This window comes from Roseovarius sp., assembly GCF_965277045.1.
GTDB lineage: Bacteria > Pseudomonadota > Alphaproteobacteria > Rhodobacterales > Rhodobacteraceae > Roseovarius.
This window is the reverse complement of the sequence record NZ_OZ255712.1, coordinates 2,475,074-2,491,892: the sequence shown is the minus strand read 5'-3', so window position 1 is coordinate 2,491,892 and position 16,819 is coordinate 2,475,074. Positions and strand designations below refer to the sequence as shown.

Sequence of the window (16,819 nt, the reverse complement as noted above, 5' to 3'; positions counted from 1 at the left end):
AAAGCGCGTCAGCGGGCGGGACGGAGGCGGGCGGCGGGCGCGGGGGGCGACGCCTTGCCGAAATCGGCGGGCAGGGGCAGGTTGGCGGACAGCCAGGCGATCATGTCGTCGCAGGGCTGGGGATGGGCCAGCACGAAGCCCTGGATCGCGGGGCAGCGGGCGACGCGCAGAAGGCGCAGTTGTTCGGCGGTCTCCACCCCTTCGGCGGTGACATGGGTGCCCAGCTTGCGGCACAGCTCGATGATGGAGCGCACGATGGCGCGGTTGCGCGGGTCGGTCGCGATGTTGGCGGTGAGCGAGCAGTCGAGCTTGATCTCGTCCACCTCGATTTCCGAGATATGGGCGAGGCCCGCGTAGCCGGTGCCGAAATCGTCGAGCGCCACGCGGGCGCCCATGCGTTTCAGCCGGTCGACGGCGGTGGCGATGGTGCGTCCGCCGCCCTGAAGAATGGTGGTCTCGGTGATCTCGACGCAGATCTGCGAGGGCTTGAGCCCGCGCGATTGCAGCGCCCAGTCCAGCAGGCCGGCGTAGTTCACATCCGTCAGCGCCTCGGCGGAGACGTTGAGGGAGAGGGTCAGGTCGTCGAAGCCCGCCGCGTGCAGGCGCGTGAGCGCGTCGAGCGACAGGTGCATCGACTGGTAGTCGAGATCGGCCAGAACGCCGGCACGGCGGGCGGTTTCGAAGAACGCGCCGGGGGGCAGTTGGCCCAGGCGCGGATGGTTCCAGCGCAGAAGCGTCTCGCAGCCGGTGATGCGGCCGCGGGCGAGGTCGAGCTGGGGTTGCAGGTGCACGGTCAGCTGCTTTTCCGCGGTGGCGAGGCGCAATTCGCGGGTCATCCGGTTCTGCGCGATCTGAACCTGGCCCAGGGCGGGGGTATACAGCATGACGCGACCGCGACCGCGGATCTTGGCCTCGTAGAGGGCCTGATCGGCGTGGTGGATGAGCGCCTCGCCGTCCTCTGAGCTGTCCTGTGTGAGGCAGGCGCCGATCGAAAGGCCCACGCGGATCGCCTGGTTGTTCCACATCAGCGGGTCGTGGGTGGCCCCGAGCAGCAGTTCGGCCCGGGTCAACAGGGCGTCCTCGGTCGCCGTGCCGAGGCAGACCAGCAGGAATTCATCGCCGCCGATCCGGCAGGCGAGATCCTGCGGGCCGCAGAAGCGGCGCAGGAGGTCGGCCACGTGTCTGAGGGCGGCGTCGCCGGCGGCGTGGCCCAGCGTGTCGTTGATTTCCTTGAACTTGTCGAGGTCGAGATGCAGCACGCCGACGCGCCGCTCGGCCAGGGCGCGGGCCACGATGTCGGAGGCGAGGTATTGCGACAGCCGCTTGCGGTTGGCCAGACCTGTCAGGTCATCGTGATGCGCGGCGTGTTGCAGGCGGGCCTTGGCGCGGCGCAGGCCCTGTTCGGTCTCGACCGTGCCGGTCACGTCGCGGCAGGTAATGGCGATCTTGTGGCCCGTGGGCGTGGCCAGCAGGGTAAAGCTGTGCAGGTTCCAGAATGTTTCCCCGCTGACGCGCTTGTGCCGGGCAAGGTGGTCACGGTCGAAGATGGCGCTGTGGATGTCATAGCGGAAAGCGGCCACCTTGGCGGGGTCGACGCGGGCGCCGTCGGGCAGGACATGGGCCATGACCTTGATCCCGCGCACGCGGTCGAGAGAGGTGGCGAACATCGCCTCGGCGGCGGGGTTCATCCATTCGACGTGACCTTCGATATCCTGGACGATGATGGCGTCCTGGGTCCGGTTCAGGAACTGCGGGCAGCAAGACAGGTCGTCCACGGGGCGCGACGGGCCAGCCCCGTCCGCTGAAGGACCCTGCGCCGCATCGGCGGGATGCGGGTGCGGTATGTTGCTCTGCTCTGCCACGCCCATACTCTTGCGGTACTCACCGAGAGCCGTCTTGCCACGCGGCGCTTAACATTCCGTGCGACTTCAAAGGCTAAATCCCTAAAATTGCGTCGAATCCCGGTGCGGGAGCGCTGTGGTGAAAAGGCTGGACATCCCGCCGCATCCCGGCGATTTCAGGGGCGACGCGAAGGGAGAGGACATGCGTGTGCGCTTGCCGATGACGCGGCCCGGCGTGGTAATCGGGCTTTTGGGGGGATCGTTCGACCCGCCCCATGCGGGGCATGTGCATATCAGCCGCGAGGCGCTGCGGCGCTTTGGCCTGGACCGGGTGTGGTGGCTGGTGAGCCCCGGCAACCCCTTGAAGGCGCGGGGGCCGCAGCCGCTGGCGCGGCGGATGGCGGCGTGCCGGGCGCTGGTGGATCATCCGCGGATCCACGTCAGCGATTTCGAGGCGCAGGTCGGCACGCGCTATACCGCAGAGACGCTGGCGGTGTTGCAAAGGATGCGGCCGCATGTGCATTTCGTCTGGCTGATGGGGGCCGACAACCTGGCGCAGTTCGAGCACTGGCAGGACTGGCAACGGATCATGCAGACGGTGCCGATCGGCGTGCTGGCCCGGCCCGGGCAGCGGATCTCGGCGCGGATGTCGAAGCCGGCGCGGATCTATCGCGCCGCGCGCATCCCGGCGCGGCAGTCGCGGGCGTTGCGCTTTGCCGTCGCGCCGGCGTGGTGTTTCGTCAACGTGCCGATGAGCGCGCTGTCGTCGACCGCCCTGCGGGCCCGGGGCGACTGGGGCGATCTTTCGGAAAGTTGATCGCGACGTCGCGACCTGGGGCCGGGATGGCGGAATTGCCGATTGTGTGACCCGCCGCGCTTGGGTTAATTGGGCCCATGCGACGCGATATTTCCAGACGTTTCCTGTTGACGACCGCGCTGGCCAGCCTGGCCGGCGGCGCGCTGGCCAACGCGCCCAAGGTGTCCTTGCGCCCGCAGCTGCGCCCCGAGGGCGGCGCGGAGGCGGCCCGCCAGCGGTCGGTGCCGAGTGCCGACGCGCTGATCGAGCGGGCCAAGCTGGGCGGCGATGTGGGCTTTTCGGTGGTCGACGTGAAGACCGGCAAGGTGCTGGAAGGCCACGCGGCGGACATTCCGCTGCCGCCGGCCAGCGTGATGAAAGCGCTCACCGCGCTATATGCGCTGGAGACGCTGGGCGAGGATTATCGTTTCGAGACGCGGCTGATAGCGACCGGGCCGGTGACCGACGGTGTGCTGGACGGCGACGTGGTGCTGGCCGGTGGCGGTGACCCGGTGCTGGACACCAACGGGCTGGCCGACATGGCGGCGCGGCTGAAGAAGGCGGGGGTTACCCGCGTGACGGGCCATGTGCGGGCCTGGGCCGGGGCGCTGCCCTTTACCCGGTTCATCGACGACGAACAGCCCCTGCATGTGGGCTATAACCCGTCGCTGTCGGGGCTGAACCTGAATTTCAACCGGGTGCATTTCGAGTGGAAGCGGTCGGGCGGGGATTACACCGTGGCGATGGACGCGCGGTCGGACCGCTATCGCCCCTCGGTGCGGGTGGCGCGGATGCGCGTCGCGCAGCGCAAGGGGCCGGTCTATACCTACGAGGACGGGGGCGATCACGATGCCTGGACCGTGGCGTCGGGCGCGCTGGGCAATGGCGGGTCGCGCTGGCTGCCGGTGCGGCGGCCCGGCGAATACGCGGTCGAGGTGTTCACCGCGCTGGCGCAGGCGCAGGGCGTGACGGTGACGGCGGGCGAGCCGGTCGAGGCCGCGCCCGAGGGCGAGGTCCTGGTGCGCCACCAGAGCGAGCCGCTGGTGCCGATCCTGCAGGACATGCTGAAATATTCCAACAACCTGACCGCCGAGCTGGTCGGGTTGACGGCGACGCGGGCGCGGCTGGGCCAAAGCGTGGACCTGGCGGCGTCGGGGGCCGAGATGACGGCCTGGGCGCAGCAAAGCCTGGGCATCACCGGCGCGACGCTGGTCGATCACTCGGGCCTGGGCGAGACGTCGCGGGTGACGCCCGAGGCGATGGCGCGGGCGCTGGCGCGGGTGCATGGCGACGGTCTGTTGAAGCCGATCCTGAAGCCGTTCGGGATGCGCGACGGCCAGGGCGCGCCGATGCCCGACCATCCGGTCAAGGTGGCCGCCAAGACGGGTACGCTCTATTTCGTCAGCACGCTTGCGGGCTATGCCACGGCGCCCGACGACACCGAGCTGGCCTTTGCGGTCATGACGGCCAACCAGGAGCTGCGCGACCCCATCGACAGCACGTCGGATTCGCGCCCGCCGGGAGCGGCAAGCTGGAACGGTCGGTCCAAGCGGCTTCAGCAGGCGCTGATCGAGCGCTGGAGCGTTCTGTACGCCGGATGAGGCGGGTCTCGCGGGCCGGGCAAAGGCGGGCGCGAACCACTTTTGCCTGAACGAGAGTGGGGAGATTCTGCCAGTGCGTGCATGGATCCTGCAATCGTCGACAATTTAGAAACAGTTACCTCAAAATTGCCTCAATTTGCGGTGAGGTTGCCCGCGGAATAACGCGAACAGGAGGTGACGCGATGTCACGTATTTGGGTATTTGGGTGTGTCTTGGTTTCGGTCATCGCGGCCCTGAAGACGCTATTGGTTCTTCACTTTGCCTTTGCGGAAGCCGAGGCCGCGCCGAGCATGGCGGTCGTCTCGGGGCTTTTCGCGCTGTTTTTCGCACTGACGGCGGTGGTGGCCTATGTCGCCTGCACGCAGTTGGCGCGCCACGTGGTGCAGAAGCGGAAGGAAAAGCTGGCACCGGGCGTGAGCGAGCCCATCGCCAAGGAAACGGTGATCCTGCGCCACGCGCCCGACTGGGGCCTGTCGCAGGCCGAGGCGGACGTGGCGATTTTCGTGGCCAAGGGATTTTCCAACAGCGAGATCGCCGAGATGCGGGGCAGCGCCATCACCACGGTGAAATCGCAGCTGGGCCGGATCTATCAGAAATCGGGACTGGAGTCGCGGTACCAGCTGATCGCCTTCGTCACCGACGAGGTCGTGTCGATGGCGCGCGAGGCCGAGGAACCGGCGACGAAGATCAGCACGCAGGATGCGCTGCCGCTGGTCGGACGCCGCAAGCAGCACGTCGCCTGACACCGCGGCCGGGCTTACCGCACCAGCCGGATGAGTTCGCAGTGATGGCCGGTCAGGGTCAGCTCGCCTGCGCCAAGCTCCAGCCCCACATCTGCCAGCACGCCGTCGACCACGCCGTCGACCGGCGTGGTGAGCGCGGCCAGAAGATGACCGGAAAGATTGGCGAGCAGGGTGTTGACGACGGGCGCCGCAAGGCCGGTGACAAGGCCTTGCTGGTCGGGTTTGACACGGATCTCCGTGGTTTCGGATGACAAAAGGGTGCTGACGGCGTTCGTCACCAGCTGTTCCGAGCCGAAGCTGCGGACGGCGTCGCCTGCGGCCACGTCGCCGCGGGTGAAGGTGATGGTTTCGGTGTTCGAGCGGCCCAGTGCGACGTGGCTGCGGGCCTGGACCACGAGATCGGCCAGCACCAGGTCGGGCAGGAGCGGCACGGGGATCGCGATGCGCACGGTCAGAAGGTCGGCAAAGCCGAGGCTGGCCGGGTCGATCGCGGCGGTGGCGCTGGTGCCCGTGGGGAGGGTGCCGAGGTAGAGCGCGGCGACCGAGGTGCCGTTTGCGGGGTGCAGGGGCGTGTGCGAGACCGAGAAGGATGCCGCGAGATCCGAGGCGCGCGCGGCAGTGCAGCTGATCTCTTCCAGCGAGGCGGTGGCGCCGGCGAGTTCCACGTAGAGCGGCACGCGCAGGCCGGTGGCCGTGACCTCGGGCGCAAGGCCGGTCAGCAGGCCGGGATCGGCGTCGATGTCGAGGGCGAGCCGTGCGGCGGCTCGGTGCAGTTGCACGCCGTCCTCGCCCAGGGCGACCCAGCCCGAGCGGGCGGGCGGCTCGCCGGCAGAGAGCCGCGCGTCGACCCCTGCGATGCCCGCCACGTTCAGGTCGAGGCCCAGGGATGCGGCCTCGATGGCCTCGGCGGCGAGCACGGCCTTGACGATATCGAGGGCCGTGACGTCGAATTCGGTCAGGAAATCGGTGGCGGTGAGGCCCAGGCGGGTGTCGATGCCGCCGACGACGGTGGCGACGTCGATGTCCTGACCTGCGGCGGCGCTGGCAAGCCCGGCGAGGCTGCCGGCGAGGGCGGGCGGTAATTCAGCAACCAGCGCATCGAGCACGGTGTCGGCGGTGGTGACCGCATCGAGCACGTCGGCGGGGTTGGCCGAGCCGCCGCCCACCAGCGCGTCGAGGGTTTCCATCAGCGAGCCAAGGTTGATTTGCGTCGAAGCCAGCAGGCTGAAATCGCCCGCGTCGATCTGCGCCCCGGCGCCGTATTCCGCCGTGAGCAAGGCGTTGAGCGCGGCGGGGTCGAGATTGGTTAGGTGGCTGTTCAGTGAAAAGCTGGCCGCGCCGGTGCGGGTGGCCAGGGCGCTGCGATTGAGCGCGACGGTGGAGGCGCCGCTGAAGATCTGGCCGAAATAGAGCGGCGAGTCGTCGGTGAGCGTGACGAAGGCGGCATTGACCGGCGTGGACTCGTCGACGGAGGCCACGAAACGCTCGGTGCGGGGAATGGCGGGGTTGCGGAAATAGCGTCCGGTCTGCAGGTCGGTCAACGTCGTGGGCGCGCGCCCGTTGCGGGCGATGGCGTCCTCGGCGCGGGGCCGCGCGGCGGAGGCGTCGGCCATGGCGCTGAGCGCGCCGAGGTCGCTGGCGGCCTGCAGGCGCGCGCGGTCGCGGTAGAGCGCGGCCACGTCGACGCCGAGTGCCACGAAGCCGAAGAGCACCGTCAGCATCAGTGACACGATGATGGCGACGACGCCGGAGTCGTCGCGGGCAAAGCGGGCGAAGCGGTCAGTAAGCGACATAGGCGCGTCCCCGGATCGTCTCGATCCCGAGGTTGAGAAAGCCGTTGGCCACGTCCAGCAGGGTGCCGTCGGCGGCGTAGGTCACGTTGACGGTGATGCTGCCCGTGGCGGTGCCCGAATAGTCGAGCGAAGAGGTCAGCGCCTCGGCCTTGAGGAGGGGATATCGGGTGGCGCCCTGCGCGAGGTAGGTGGTGGCGATGTCGCGCCGCTCGGTCTCGTCGAGGCCGGCGACGGAGGCGCGGGCGGCCCCGGCGGCCAGCTGGTGCACCGAATGGCTGACGCCCATGTAGAAGCCCAGGGTGATGATGCCGAGGATCAGCGCCAGCAGGATCGGCGCGATGAGCATGAACTCGATGGCGACGGCGCCGGAGGTGTCATGGGCGAAGCGGCGGGCGGCAGTGGTGAGGCGGAGCAGGGTCATGGTCTAGCGTCCCGCGAGGATGTTGTCGAAGATCGAGAGCCCGGCGGGGCCGACCAGCACCACGAAGACCGCCGGCATGATGCAGAAGATCAGCGGCACGGTCATCAGGACGGGCAGGCGCGCGGCCTTTTCCTCGAGCGCGATCAGGCGGTTGGCACGTTGTTCGGCCACCAGGTTGCGCATGGCGCGGGCAAAGGGCGTGCCGTAGGTGTCGGACTGTTCCAACGCCTGGGTGAAGATCGCGATTTCGGGCAGGGGCACGCGGGCCGAGAGCTTGTCATAGGCGGTGCGGCGGTCGTTGGTCATGGAGATTTCGGCGACCATCTGCTGCATCTCGGCGGCAAGCTCGGGCGTGCTGTATTGCAGCTCGCGCGCGACGCGGTGCAGGGCCTGCTGCGGGCCCTGGCCGGCCTCGGAGGCGATCACCAGGAGTTCCAGCAGGTCGGGAAAGCCGCGGCGGATGCGGGCGAGGCGGGCGCGGCGTTTGCTGTCGACCACCATGTCGATTCCCATCGACATGCCGAGCGCCACGGCCAGGACGATGGCCGAGGGAATGAGCGCTTGCATGCCGATGGGGTAGACGGTCAGGACCCAGAGGCCACCGGACAGGAAGGCGCAGACGGGCAGGACCGTTTTCAGGAACGCGTAGACGAGGAGGGCGTCGCGGCTGCGATAGCCGGCCGAGCGCAGGTCGGCGGCGGTGTCGCGGGCCTCGCCGCCGAGGATCACCGAGAGGCGTTCGCCCAGGCGCAGGACGATCCGGCGCAGCCCGCCGCGCAGCCAGGCGAAGCTGCCCGGGCCCGCGGTGCCGGGGGCGGCGGCGCGGGGGCCGAGCGCCTCGCCGCCGGCGCGGCGCAGGCGCAGCATGAGGCCGGCGCGCCTGCGTTCGATGTCGACCAGCGCGCCGAGGCCGAGCGTGGCCAGGATCAGGCCCGCGAAGGCCATCCAGGACAGGATATTCATCATCGACTCAGACATCGGGACGCCCCATGCGGGCCATCAGGTAGACCCCGAGCGTGACGCTGGTCAGCGCGCCCGCGGCCATCACCTGGCCGCGCGGATCGGTGAAGAGCGGTTTGAGATAGGCACCGTTCAGCACGAAGAGCGCCAGGGCGATGCAAAAGGGCAGGGCCGCGAGGATCATGGCGCTGGCGCGGGCCTCGGACGAGAGCGCCCGCGCCTTCTTGCGCAGCTTGCGGCGTTCGCGCAGCTGTTCGGCCAGGTTTTCCAGCGTCTCGACGAGGTTGCCGCCCGAGTCGGCCTGAAGGGCGGTGGCGACGGCGAAAAAGCCGATCTCGGCGGTGCGCAACCGCATGTAGAGGCCCGCGAGGCTGTCGGGCAGGGGCGTGCCGAGGCAGATCTCGCCGTGGCAGCGGGCGAATTCGGTCTGCACGGGGCCGGTGGTGGTTTCCACCACGATGCGCAGCGAATCCGCGATGGGCCGTCCGGCACGCAGGCCGCGGGCGAAGATGTCGAGCGCCTCGGGCAGGCGTTCGGTGAACGCGGCCTGGTAGCGGGTGCGGGCGTGGCGCAGCACCGCGACGGCGAGGCCCACGGGCAGGGCCACGGCCAGCCCCAGCGCCAGGACAGGGTTCATCCCGGCATAGAGCACCGCCAGGCCATAGATCGCCACGGCGGCGATGGTGACCTGGATGCAGATGTCGCTGGGGGCGACGTTGAGGCCGGTCTGGGCCAGCAGCGCCTCGATCCGGGCGGTGAGGCCGCCCCTGTCGCGCTGCATCCGGATCACGCGGCGCGGCGGTTCGAGCGCCGCGGCGCGGGTCTGGGCGAGGCCGCGGCGGAGCCGGGCCCGGAGGCGGCGGCGGGTGCGGTCGACATGCACCAGCACCCACAGCACGAGGGCGGTGAAGGTGGCGATGCTGGCCGTCAGGGCGATGAGAAAAAGGGTCATGTGTTATCCTCTCAGCACGGCGTCGAGATCGGCGCCGACGCCGTAATCGGCGGCGCGGCTGGCGAATTTGGGGCGATAGCCGGAATAGCGGAACTGGCCGCGCACTTCGGCGCGGGTGCTGTCGGGGTCGGTCTCGAAGGTGAAGAGGTCCTGAAGGGTGACGACATCGCCTTCGAGCCCGGCGACCTCGGAGATCGAGGTGATGCGGCGGGTGCCGTCGCGCATCCGGGAAATCTGTATCACCAGCTGCACCGCGTCCGCCAATTGGCGGCGCACCACGCCCGAAGCCATGTCGAAGCCGGCGAGCGCGGCCATGCTCTCGATCCGGGTCATCGCTTCGCGCGGGGAGTTGGCGTGCAGGGTGCTCATCGAGCCGTCATGGCCGGTGTTCATGGCCTGCAGGAGGTCCAGCACCTCGTCGCCGCGGATCTCGCCGATGATGATGCGGTCGGGGCGCATCCTGAGCGCGTTGCGCACCAGCGTGCGCATGGTGACCTCGCCCTTGCCCTCCACATTGGGGGGGCGGGTTTCGAACCGGACCACATGGGGCTGCTGGAAGCGCAGTTCGGCGGCGTCCTCGATGGTGACGAGCCGTTCGGTGGCGGGGATGAAGGCGGACAGCGCGTTCATAAGCGTGGTCTTGCCCGAGCCGGTGCCGCCCGAGACCAGCACGTTGAGGCGCAGGTAGGCGGCCAGGCCGAGAAAGCCCGCCATCTGTTCCGACAGTGAGCCGTTGGCCACCAGCGTTTCCAGCTTCATCGGCGCGGCGGGAAACTTGCGGATGGTGATGGTGGGGCCGTCGATGGCCAAGGGCGGGATGGCGACGTTGACGCGGCTGCCGTCCTTGAGGCGGGCATCGACCATCGGCTGCGCCTCGTCGATGCGGCGGCCCACGGCGGCGACCATGCGGGAGGCCACGGCATGGACATGGGCGTTGTCGCGAAAGCGCGTGCCGGTCAGTTCCAGCTTGCCGCGACGTTCGGCATAGACCTGCGCGGCGCCGTTGACCATGATGTCGGTCACCTCCTCGTCGGCCAGCAGGCGTTCGAGCGGGCCGAGGCCCAGCATGTCGGCCAGCACGGCCTGCACCAGGTCGGCCACTTCGCGCCCGTTGAGGTGCATCTTGCGCTGCTCTGAGATGCCGTGGATGGCGTCGTGAATGCGGCTTTCCTGATCGGCGCGGGGCAGCGCGGCCATCTCGGTGAAGTCGAGCAGTTCCGAGAGGGCCTGGATCATCTCGCCGACCAAGGTCGAGACGTCGGAGCCTGCGGTGTTGGCGGCGTTGACGGATTGGATGAGGGCGGGCAGCTTCGGCTCGGGCACCGACCTGGGCGTGCCGTTCGCGGGCCGTTGGGCCTGGGCGGGGGGCTGCGCGGCGGGGCGGGTCGGGGCATCGAAGGGTGCGTGCGGGCGCGGCTGTTGCGGGGACGCGGGCCCGGCCCGGGCCGGTGTCGGCACGCGTATCTGGGCCGGGGGATCGGACAGGGCGGGGGCTGTACCGCCCAGGACCGCCACGGCCTGGGCCAGGAGGGCACGCTGCTGGCCGAGCGAGATCGGGGTCTCCGCGGCCTCGACCACGAAGGTGAGGGCGGTGTTCACCTTTTCCTCGACCGACAGGCCGTCGGCGTCGATCCGGCGTGCGATTTGCAGCACGCGGTCGAGCGCGGGACGGTTGCCGTGCTCGATGACCTCGTGTTTCATCCGAACAGTCTCTTGCGGGGCGTGGCCTTGCGCGGGGCGGCGTTGGCCGCGGCGGGGTCCGTGGCCGCGTCGAACACGGTGCGCACGGCGCGTGCCCAGGACGACCGGGGCTGCAGCGTGACGAGCGGCCGCGCGGCCTTGTGCGCCTTTGCCAGCGCCGACGTGCAGCAGGGAAGGATCGCCGTGAGGGGCATGTCGAGCGCCTTGGCGATGTCCTTGTGGCGGATGCCCGCATCCTTGAGGGTTTCCGACAGCACGGCGAGGATCGGCAGGTCGGGATGATCCGCCCGGACCTGGCCGATCAGGCGGCTGGCGGCGTTGACCCCGGCAAAGCCCGCGGGCAGGACCAGCACGAGGCGGTCGAGGGTGCCGATGACGTCGGGCTGGCGCAGGACGAGGCCCCGGGGCAGGTCGGCGATGACCGTGTCGAACGCATCGCGTAGGCGCGGCAGGAGAGCCGCGAGGCCGGGTTCGTAGTCGGCGGCGGTCTGGTCGCGGCGTACCTGGCCGGAGTACAGCGAGAGCGTGTCGCTGATCTGGTCCATGGTGGCGGCGATGAATGTGCCGTCGACCCGGGCGGGCGCGCGGAGCGCGTCGAAGAGGCCGCGCGTCTCGTCGCGGTCGAGGTCGATCGCCTGGCTGCCGAACTCGAGATCGGCATCCAGGAGGGCGGTGTTTCGCGCGGCGCCCCTGGGGGCCGAGGCGTGCGCGGCGAGGTTCTGCGCCAGAAGGCTGGCGCCGGTGCCGCCCTTGCAGCCGATGACGCCGATGGCACGCCCGCGCTGGGCCTGCGGTTCGGCGACGGACGCAGCCATGCCGACCGCCGGGGGCGTCGCCGTGGTGGCGGCGAGGATGTCGGAGGCCTTGGCCGGCAAGGCGAAGTAGTCGCGCGCGCCGGCCTGCCGCAATGCGCGGTAGGTGGCGATGTCGTCTACGCGGCCCAGCACGATCACCTCGATGCCGGCGCGGGTCAGTTCCGCGACGCATTCGGTCGCCATGTCGAGGGAAAGCTGGCCCATCTCGGCCAGGATGCACTTGACCCTCGACGCATTGGGCAGAAGCCGCGCCGCCCCGCTGAGGCCGCCGCCGTGGATCGCCTTGGCCACCTGTTTGCTTTCCGCCAGAACGGCGCGGGCCGTGGCGGCGCCGGTATCGGAACAGACATAGGCCTGGAGCGACGGGGCGACGCCGTCTTGGGTGTCGAAGGGCATGGGCGGTCTCCGGTTGGGGTGAGGGAAGAGGGGTGAGGGCGGGACGGCCGCGCCGCAGCGCGGGCCGCCCCGGCAAGATGCGGCGAGGCGTCAGTTGGTGGGCGCGTCAATCCCCTGGGCGGTGAGTTCGTCGCTCATGGTGGTGAAGCCGGTGTTCGTCTGGCCGCCCAGCGTGGCGATGGTGCCGACGATCACCGCGCCCACGAGGGCGGCGAAGAGGCCGTATTCGATGGCGGTGGCGCCGTCCTCGTCGCGGGCGAAGGTGCGGGCGAGGGTCTGGATGGATTTGCGTGCGATGGTCATGGTCGTTTTCTTCCGTGGTTGTCGTGGTTGTTGAGTGCGGGTCCTGGCGACCCTCGTGTGGCTTGAGAGTGGCGCGGTGCGGCGAAGTACGAAATCCTTCCTCGGTCGGTGCGGTGCTTTACGACCCCATCGTCGGAAGGTCGTCCGACCAAGGTCGTACGGAATTTTGCGCCGAAATTGGCGGAAGCGGGCGCGGATGTGGCGAAACGGTGGCGGGGTTCGAGGGGGTCGGACGCGGAATGATTGACCACGTCGGGGACAGGCGGGAACCGGCGCGGGAAAAGGCGTGAAAACCGGCCTGAACGGGCAGGCTTGGACGAATCGGTCGGGCGGCGGGGAGGTCCCGGATCAGGTCCGGGACGGGGGACGCCTAGTGCCCGCGGTCGAGCTTGGTGGCGAGGTGGATGAGCGATTCCGATCCGCGCACGCCCTTGGCGTCGCCGATGCGGTCGAGCGTGTCGTCAAGCTCTTCCGTGGTTTCGGCCTCGAGCGTGACGATCAGGTCGAAACGCCCGGAGGTGGTGTGCACGCGGCGCACATTGGGCAGCGATTGCAGGCGCGAGAGCACCGTGGGCTGGCTGCGGGCCTCGATCTGGACAAGCGCGGTGGCGCGCAGGGGCGCGCGGCGCGCGGCGTTGAGGCGCAAGGTATAGCCCAGGATCACGCCGGAGGTTTCCAGCCGGTCGAGCCGGGCCTGGATGGTGGTGCGCGCAAGGCCCAGCCTTCGGGCGAGCGTGGCGACGGGCATGCGCGCGTTTTCCTGCAGGAGTGCGATCAGCGCTTCGTCAAGTTCGTCTGTTTGCATGATTCCCCCGGCGTTTTGCCGACATGTTACGACATTTCGTACAATCTGACCCGACAAAACCACGCGGTTTCGCTTCACACTGAACAAAAGACCATCAACGAGGCGACACATGCAGCATCAGACATCCACGTGGCAGAGCCCGCTGGCTCATCTTGTACGGCACCGCCCCGACGTGCCGGTTCTCTATTTCAGTCCCGAAGTTCTTCAGGCGACGGCGCGCCGGTTCCTGGACGGTTTCGACGGGCTGGTGACCTATGCGGTCAAGGCCAATCCGGGCGACGAGGTGCTGGCCAACCTGGCCGCGGCGGGCCTCACAGCGTTCGACGTGGCGAGCCCGGCGGAAATGCGGGCGGTGCGGGCCGCCGCGCCCGGGGCGGTGCTGCATTACAACAACCCCGTGCGCTCGGTCGCGGAGGTCGACACCGCCGCGGCGATGGGCGTCGCCTCGTGCTCGGTCGATTGCATGTCGGAGCTGGAAAAGCTGTCCGGCCTGCCGCGCGACCTGGAGGTGACCGTGCGGCTGGCGCTGCCGGTGCGCGGCGCGGCCTATGATTTCGGGGCCAAGTTCGGGGCCGCGCCGGAGGCGGCGGCGGCGCTACTGCGGCGGGTCGCAGAGATGGGGTTTCGTCCCGGCATCTGCTTTCATCCCGGCACGCAATGCGCCGACCCGGCGGCCTGGGGGGCGTATGTGAAGGCCAGTGCCGAGGTGGCGCGGATGGCGGGTGTCACGCTGGACCGGCTGAACGTGGGCGGTGGGTTCGCGGCGCATCGCTCGGGGGCGGCGCCGGACCTGGAGGCGATTTTCGACCACGTGGCGGAGGTGGCGCGCGCGGCGTTCGACGTGCCGCCCGCGCTGGTCTGCGAGCCGGGGCGGGCGATGGTGGCCGAGGCGTTCACGCTGGCCGCGCGCGTCAAGGGGGTGCGCCCGGACGGGAGCCTTTTCCTCAACGACGGGATCTACGGCGCGCTGGCCGAGGCGCGGGATATCGACGCGCTGACGCGGGTGCGGCTGGTCCGGCCCGACGGACGGCCGCGCGGCGGTGCCCCGGTGCCGCGCGTGGTCTTCGGGCCGACCTGCGACAGCCTGGACCGGCTGCCCGATCCGGTGGAGCTGCCCGAGGATGTGGCCGAGGGAGATTACGTGCTGTTCGAGGGGATGGGTGCGTATTCGCGGGCGCTGGCGACGCGGTTCAACGGCTATGGACCGGACGGGCCGATCATGGTGACGCGGCTGTCGTGACCGGAAAGCCGAGGGCCGGGCGAACATTTGTCTGGCTGAAACGCGGCGGCGGAGCGTCGGGCGCGCGCGTCGGTGCCGGGCCTGCTTGCGGTCCGCGAGAGGGCGGGAAGGTGCCGGGGCGGGTTTAACCGCGAGGACTGGCGTCGTCGCGGAGCGGACGCGGGCTGGCCCAAGCCAAGGGTCCCCACGGTGCGGAGCGTGACGGCGGTGCCGGAGAGGAAACAGGGTGCCGGCAAAAGCGCGGGAGCGGTGCGCAGGGTCCTTTACCCCGGGCCGGGTTTGGAGGATGGTGGGCCGCGATGAGCTGGACGAAACGCATTGGCCGGGCTGTCCGGCGGCTGGTTGGCCTGACCCGTGGCGAACGGGTGCGGACCAGGCATGTCGCGCGGGGCGCGGTGAGCCATGTCATCATCCTGGACGGCACGATGTCGTCGCTCGATCCGGGTTATGAGAGCAATGCGGGCCTGACATTCAAGCTGCTGAACGAGACGGTGGGCGTGGGCATGTCCCTCTATTACGAGCCCGGGGTGCAGTGGCCGGACTGGCGGCGCACCGGCGACGTGATGCTGGGGCGCGGGATCAACCGGCAGATCCGGCGGGCCTATGGCTATCTTGCGTCACGCTATCGTCCCGGCGACAGGATTTTCCTGTTCGGGTTCTCGCGCGGGGCCTATGCCGTGCGGTCGCTGGCCGGGGTGATCGACCGGATCGGGCTGTTGCGAGCGGAAAATGCGACCGAGCGGCAGGTGAAGACCGCCTATCGCCATTACCGCGACGAGGCGGCGGGGTCCGCCGCGGCGGAATTCACCCGCGCACTGTGCCACGAAAGCTCTCCGATCGAGATGGTGGGCGTCTGGGACACGGTGAAGGCGCTGGACTGGTCCGGCCCGCTGATCTGGCGATTGCTGACGCCGAAGAACGCGTTTCACAGCCACGCGCTGGGGCCGCATATCCGGCATGGCTATCACGCGCTGGCACTGGACGAGACGCGGCGGGTCTATACCCCGGTGATGTGGGAAACCGGGCCCGGGTCGCGGGCCGGGGAGGGCCGGGTGGAGCAGGTGTGGTTCCGGGGCACCCATGGCGACGTGGGCGGGCAGCTGGACGGGTTCGAGGCGGCGCGGCCCTTGTCGAACATCCCGCTGGTCTGGATGCTGGAGCGGGCCGAGGCGCATGGGCTGACCCTGCCCGAGGGCTGGCGCGCGCGGTATCCGACGGACCCCGACGCGCCGTCGATCGGCAAGTGGCGCGGCTGGGGCAAGATCTTCCTCATTCGCCGCGCGCGGGTGGTCGGGCGGGATCCGTCCGAGCGGCTGCACGAGAGCGTGCGGGGCCGCGGCGCGCCGGATGCGACCGATGCGCAGGCGGTGATGTAGGCGCGGGCAAAACTTTCGGGAAAAGTTTTGCCAAATCTTTTGTCGAAAAGATTTGGCGCGGGCGGTCAGGCGGCGTCCATGATCAGGCAGGTGGTGCTGCCGGTGGCGTAGAGCTTGCCGTCGTCGCGGCCGCGCAGTTCGCCCGCCGCGGTGGCGGTGCGGCGGCCGCCATGCTGGGTGGTGCCGGTGGCCAGCGCCGCCATGCCCAGCGGAAGGGCGCGGGTGATGTTCACCTTGTACTCGAGCGTCGTGTAGACTTGGCCCTTGTCCAGCAGGGTCATCACCGCGCAGGCCATGCAAGAGTCGAGGATCGCACCATACCAGCCGCCATGGACCCCGCGCATCGGATTGAGGGCGCCGAAGCCGGGCGTGCCTTCGAACACCACCCGGCCGGGATCGGCAGAGAGCGCGGTGAAGCCGAGCGTGGCGCCGATGGGCGGGGCGGTGAGGCGGCCCGCGATCATGTCGCGCATGAAGTCGAGGCCGGAGCGCGACAGGAGCGCGTCCATGTCGGGCATCTGGTCCAGCGATGTGGCGGTGAAGGGGGCGGGCGTGTCGGTCATGGCGGCACGCTAGTTCGGGCCGGGGAGGGTGGCAAGCCCGCCCCGGCGGCGGGGAATGAAAGCACCACGGCGTTCGCAGGTCGTGGCTGTGATGGAGGGCCCGCGTTTTGATGCGCAGAAAGTTTGCGGTTCATGTCGCGGTGCCTGGCAAAGGTCGGCTGTGCGGGACAAAGCTGCCATTCACGAGGGAGGCTAGCGTCAGCCCAAGGGAGGGGCTGACGATCGCCGGGCCGCTTCGCGGCTGTTAACCGGTCGGGGGCTCGATGCCAGTGTCACTCACGGACTCGAACCGTACATTCGCTGCGGTAAAGATGAATGGCCGAAATGCGGACATAAAAGACGTTTGATCCACAGCCCCGGCGCGGGAACAGGCCGCAGGCCCCGCGCCATCGACGGGCCGCCCCCCCGGCCCGGCGATTGGGTGACGCTCGGTGCATCGCTCAATTCTGTCTCCGACTTGGCCTGGATAAAGCACTGCCGAACCACCGCCGGATCGCCGCGCCGCGGCCCCTC

The 16,819-nt window shown here is 69.5% G+C and carries 15 protein-coding genes; 5 read left to right on the top strand and 10 right to left on the bottom strand.

Annotated features, from left to right (window positions below; all coding sequences use genetic code 11):
* Positions 1 to 8: 8 nt before the first annotated feature.
* Positions 9 to 1,862: a putative bifunctional diguanylate cyclase/phosphodiesterase gene (locus tag ACQY4V_RS12480; protein ID WP_428512145.1), complete on the bottom strand. Its 1,854-nt coding sequence runs from the start codon at positions 1,860 to 1,862 to the stop codon at positions 9 to 11.
* A gap of 181 nt (positions 1,863 to 2,043) precedes the next feature.
* Between ACQY4V_RS12480 and ACQY4V_RS12475 the strand changes: the two genes are divergently transcribed.
* The 3 genes from ACQY4V_RS12475 to ACQY4V_RS12465 all read left to right on the top strand — a co-directional run bounded on the left by ACQY4V_RS12475 (position 2,044) and on the right by ACQY4V_RS12465 (position 4,981).
* Complete coding sequence (locus ACQY4V_RS12475) at positions 2,044 to 2,658, top strand: nicotinate-nucleotide adenylyltransferase (RefSeq protein WP_428517237.1); 615 nt, start codon at positions 2,044 to 2,046, stop codon at positions 2,656 to 2,658.
* Between the two features lie 77 nt (positions 2,659 to 2,735).
* A complete protein-coding gene (gene dacB / locus ACQY4V_RS12470) occupies positions 2,736 to 4,238 on the top strand; it encodes a D-alanyl-D-alanine carboxypeptidase/D-alanyl-D-alanine endopeptidase (protein WP_428512143.1) in 1,503 nt (500 codons plus the stop codon).
* A gap of 182 nt (positions 4,239 to 4,420) precedes the next feature.
* Positions 4,421 to 4,981 carry a helix-turn-helix transcriptional regulator gene (locus ACQY4V_RS12465; RefSeq protein ID WP_428512141.1) on the top strand — a complete coding sequence of 187 codons (561 nt, stop codon included), beginning with the start codon at positions 4,421 to 4,423 and terminating at the stop codon, positions 4,979 to 4,981.
* Between the two features lie 14 nt (positions 4,982 to 4,995).
* Here the strand turns inward: ACQY4V_RS12465 and ACQY4V_RS12460 are convergent, their stop codons facing one another.
* From ACQY4V_RS12460 to ACQY4V_RS12425, 8 genes are all read right to left on the bottom strand, one after another.
* Positions 4,996 to 6,774 carry a TadG family pilus assembly protein gene (locus ACQY4V_RS12460; RefSeq protein WP_428512139.1) on the bottom strand — a complete coding sequence of 593 codons (1,779 nt, stop codon included), beginning with the start codon at positions 6,772 to 6,774 and terminating at the stop codon, positions 4,996 to 4,998.
* A complete protein-coding gene (locus ACQY4V_RS12455; RefSeq protein WP_428512137.1) occupies positions 6,761 to 7,195 on the bottom strand; it encodes a TadE/TadG family type IV pilus assembly protein in 435 nt (144 codons plus the stop codon). The genes ACQY4V_RS12460 and ACQY4V_RS12455 overlap by 14 nt, the downstream gene beginning before the upstream one ends.
* Before the next feature lie 3 nt (positions 7,196 to 7,198).
* A complete protein-coding gene (locus ACQY4V_RS12450; protein WP_428512135.1) occupies positions 7,199 to 8,173 on the bottom strand; it encodes a type II secretion system F family protein in 975 nt (324 codons plus the stop codon).
* A complete protein-coding gene (locus tag ACQY4V_RS12445) occupies positions 8,166 to 9,107 on the bottom strand; it encodes a type II secretion system F family protein (protein ID WP_428512133.1) in 942 nt (313 codons plus the stop codon). Before ACQY4V_RS12445 ends, ACQY4V_RS12450 begins: the two co-directional genes overlap by 8 nt.
* Positions 9,108 to 9,110: 3 nt before the next feature.
* Positions 9,111 to 10,808, bottom strand: a complete 1,698-nt coding sequence (locus ACQY4V_RS12440) for a CpaF family protein (protein WP_428512131.1) — start codon at positions 10,806 to 10,808, stop codon at positions 9,111 to 9,113.
* On the bottom strand, positions 10,805 to 12,019 hold the full coding sequence (locus tag ACQY4V_RS12435) for an AAA family ATPase (RefSeq protein WP_428512129.1): 1,215 nt from the start codon (positions 12,017 to 12,019) through the stop codon (positions 10,805 to 10,807). Before ACQY4V_RS12435 ends, ACQY4V_RS12440 begins: the two co-directional genes overlap by 4 nt.
* 90 nt (positions 12,020 to 12,109) lie before the next feature.
* Positions 12,110 to 12,322, bottom strand: a complete 213-nt coding sequence (locus tag ACQY4V_RS12430) for a Flp family type IVb pilin (protein ID WP_222452706.1) — start codon at positions 12,320 to 12,322, stop codon at positions 12,110 to 12,112.
* A 370-nt stretch (positions 12,323 to 12,692) separates the two neighbouring features.
* Positions 12,693 to 13,127 (bottom strand): Lrp/AsnC family transcriptional regulator, encoded by a 435-nt coding sequence (locus ACQY4V_RS12425; RefSeq protein WP_428512127.1) that lies wholly within the window; start codon positions 13,125 to 13,127, stop codon positions 12,693 to 12,695.
* Between the two features lie 109 nt (positions 13,128 to 13,236).
* Here ACQY4V_RS12425 and ACQY4V_RS12420 point away from each other — a divergent pair, with 109 nt between their 5' ends.
* The gene (locus ACQY4V_RS12420) at positions 13,237 to 14,367 is read left to right on the top strand and encodes a type III PLP-dependent enzyme (RefSeq protein WP_428512125.1); all 1,131 of its coding nucleotides are present in this window, start codon (positions 13,237 to 13,239) and stop codon (positions 14,365 to 14,367) included.
* Between the two features lie 299 nt (positions 14,368 to 14,666).
* Positions 14,667 to 15,743: a DUF2235 domain-containing protein gene (locus ACQY4V_RS12415; protein ID WP_428512123.1), complete on the top strand. Its 1,077-nt coding sequence runs from the start codon at positions 14,667 to 14,669 to the stop codon at positions 15,741 to 15,743.
* 65 nt (positions 15,744 to 15,808) lie between these two features.
* On the opposite strand, the gene ACQY4V_RS12410 is transcribed toward ACQY4V_RS12415, so the two are convergent.
* Positions 15,809 to 16,306 (bottom strand): PaaI family thioesterase, encoded by a 498-nt coding sequence (locus ACQY4V_RS12410; protein ID WP_428512121.1) that lies wholly within the window; start codon positions 16,304 to 16,306, stop codon positions 15,809 to 15,811.
* Positions 16,307 to 16,819: the final 513 nt, after the last annotated feature.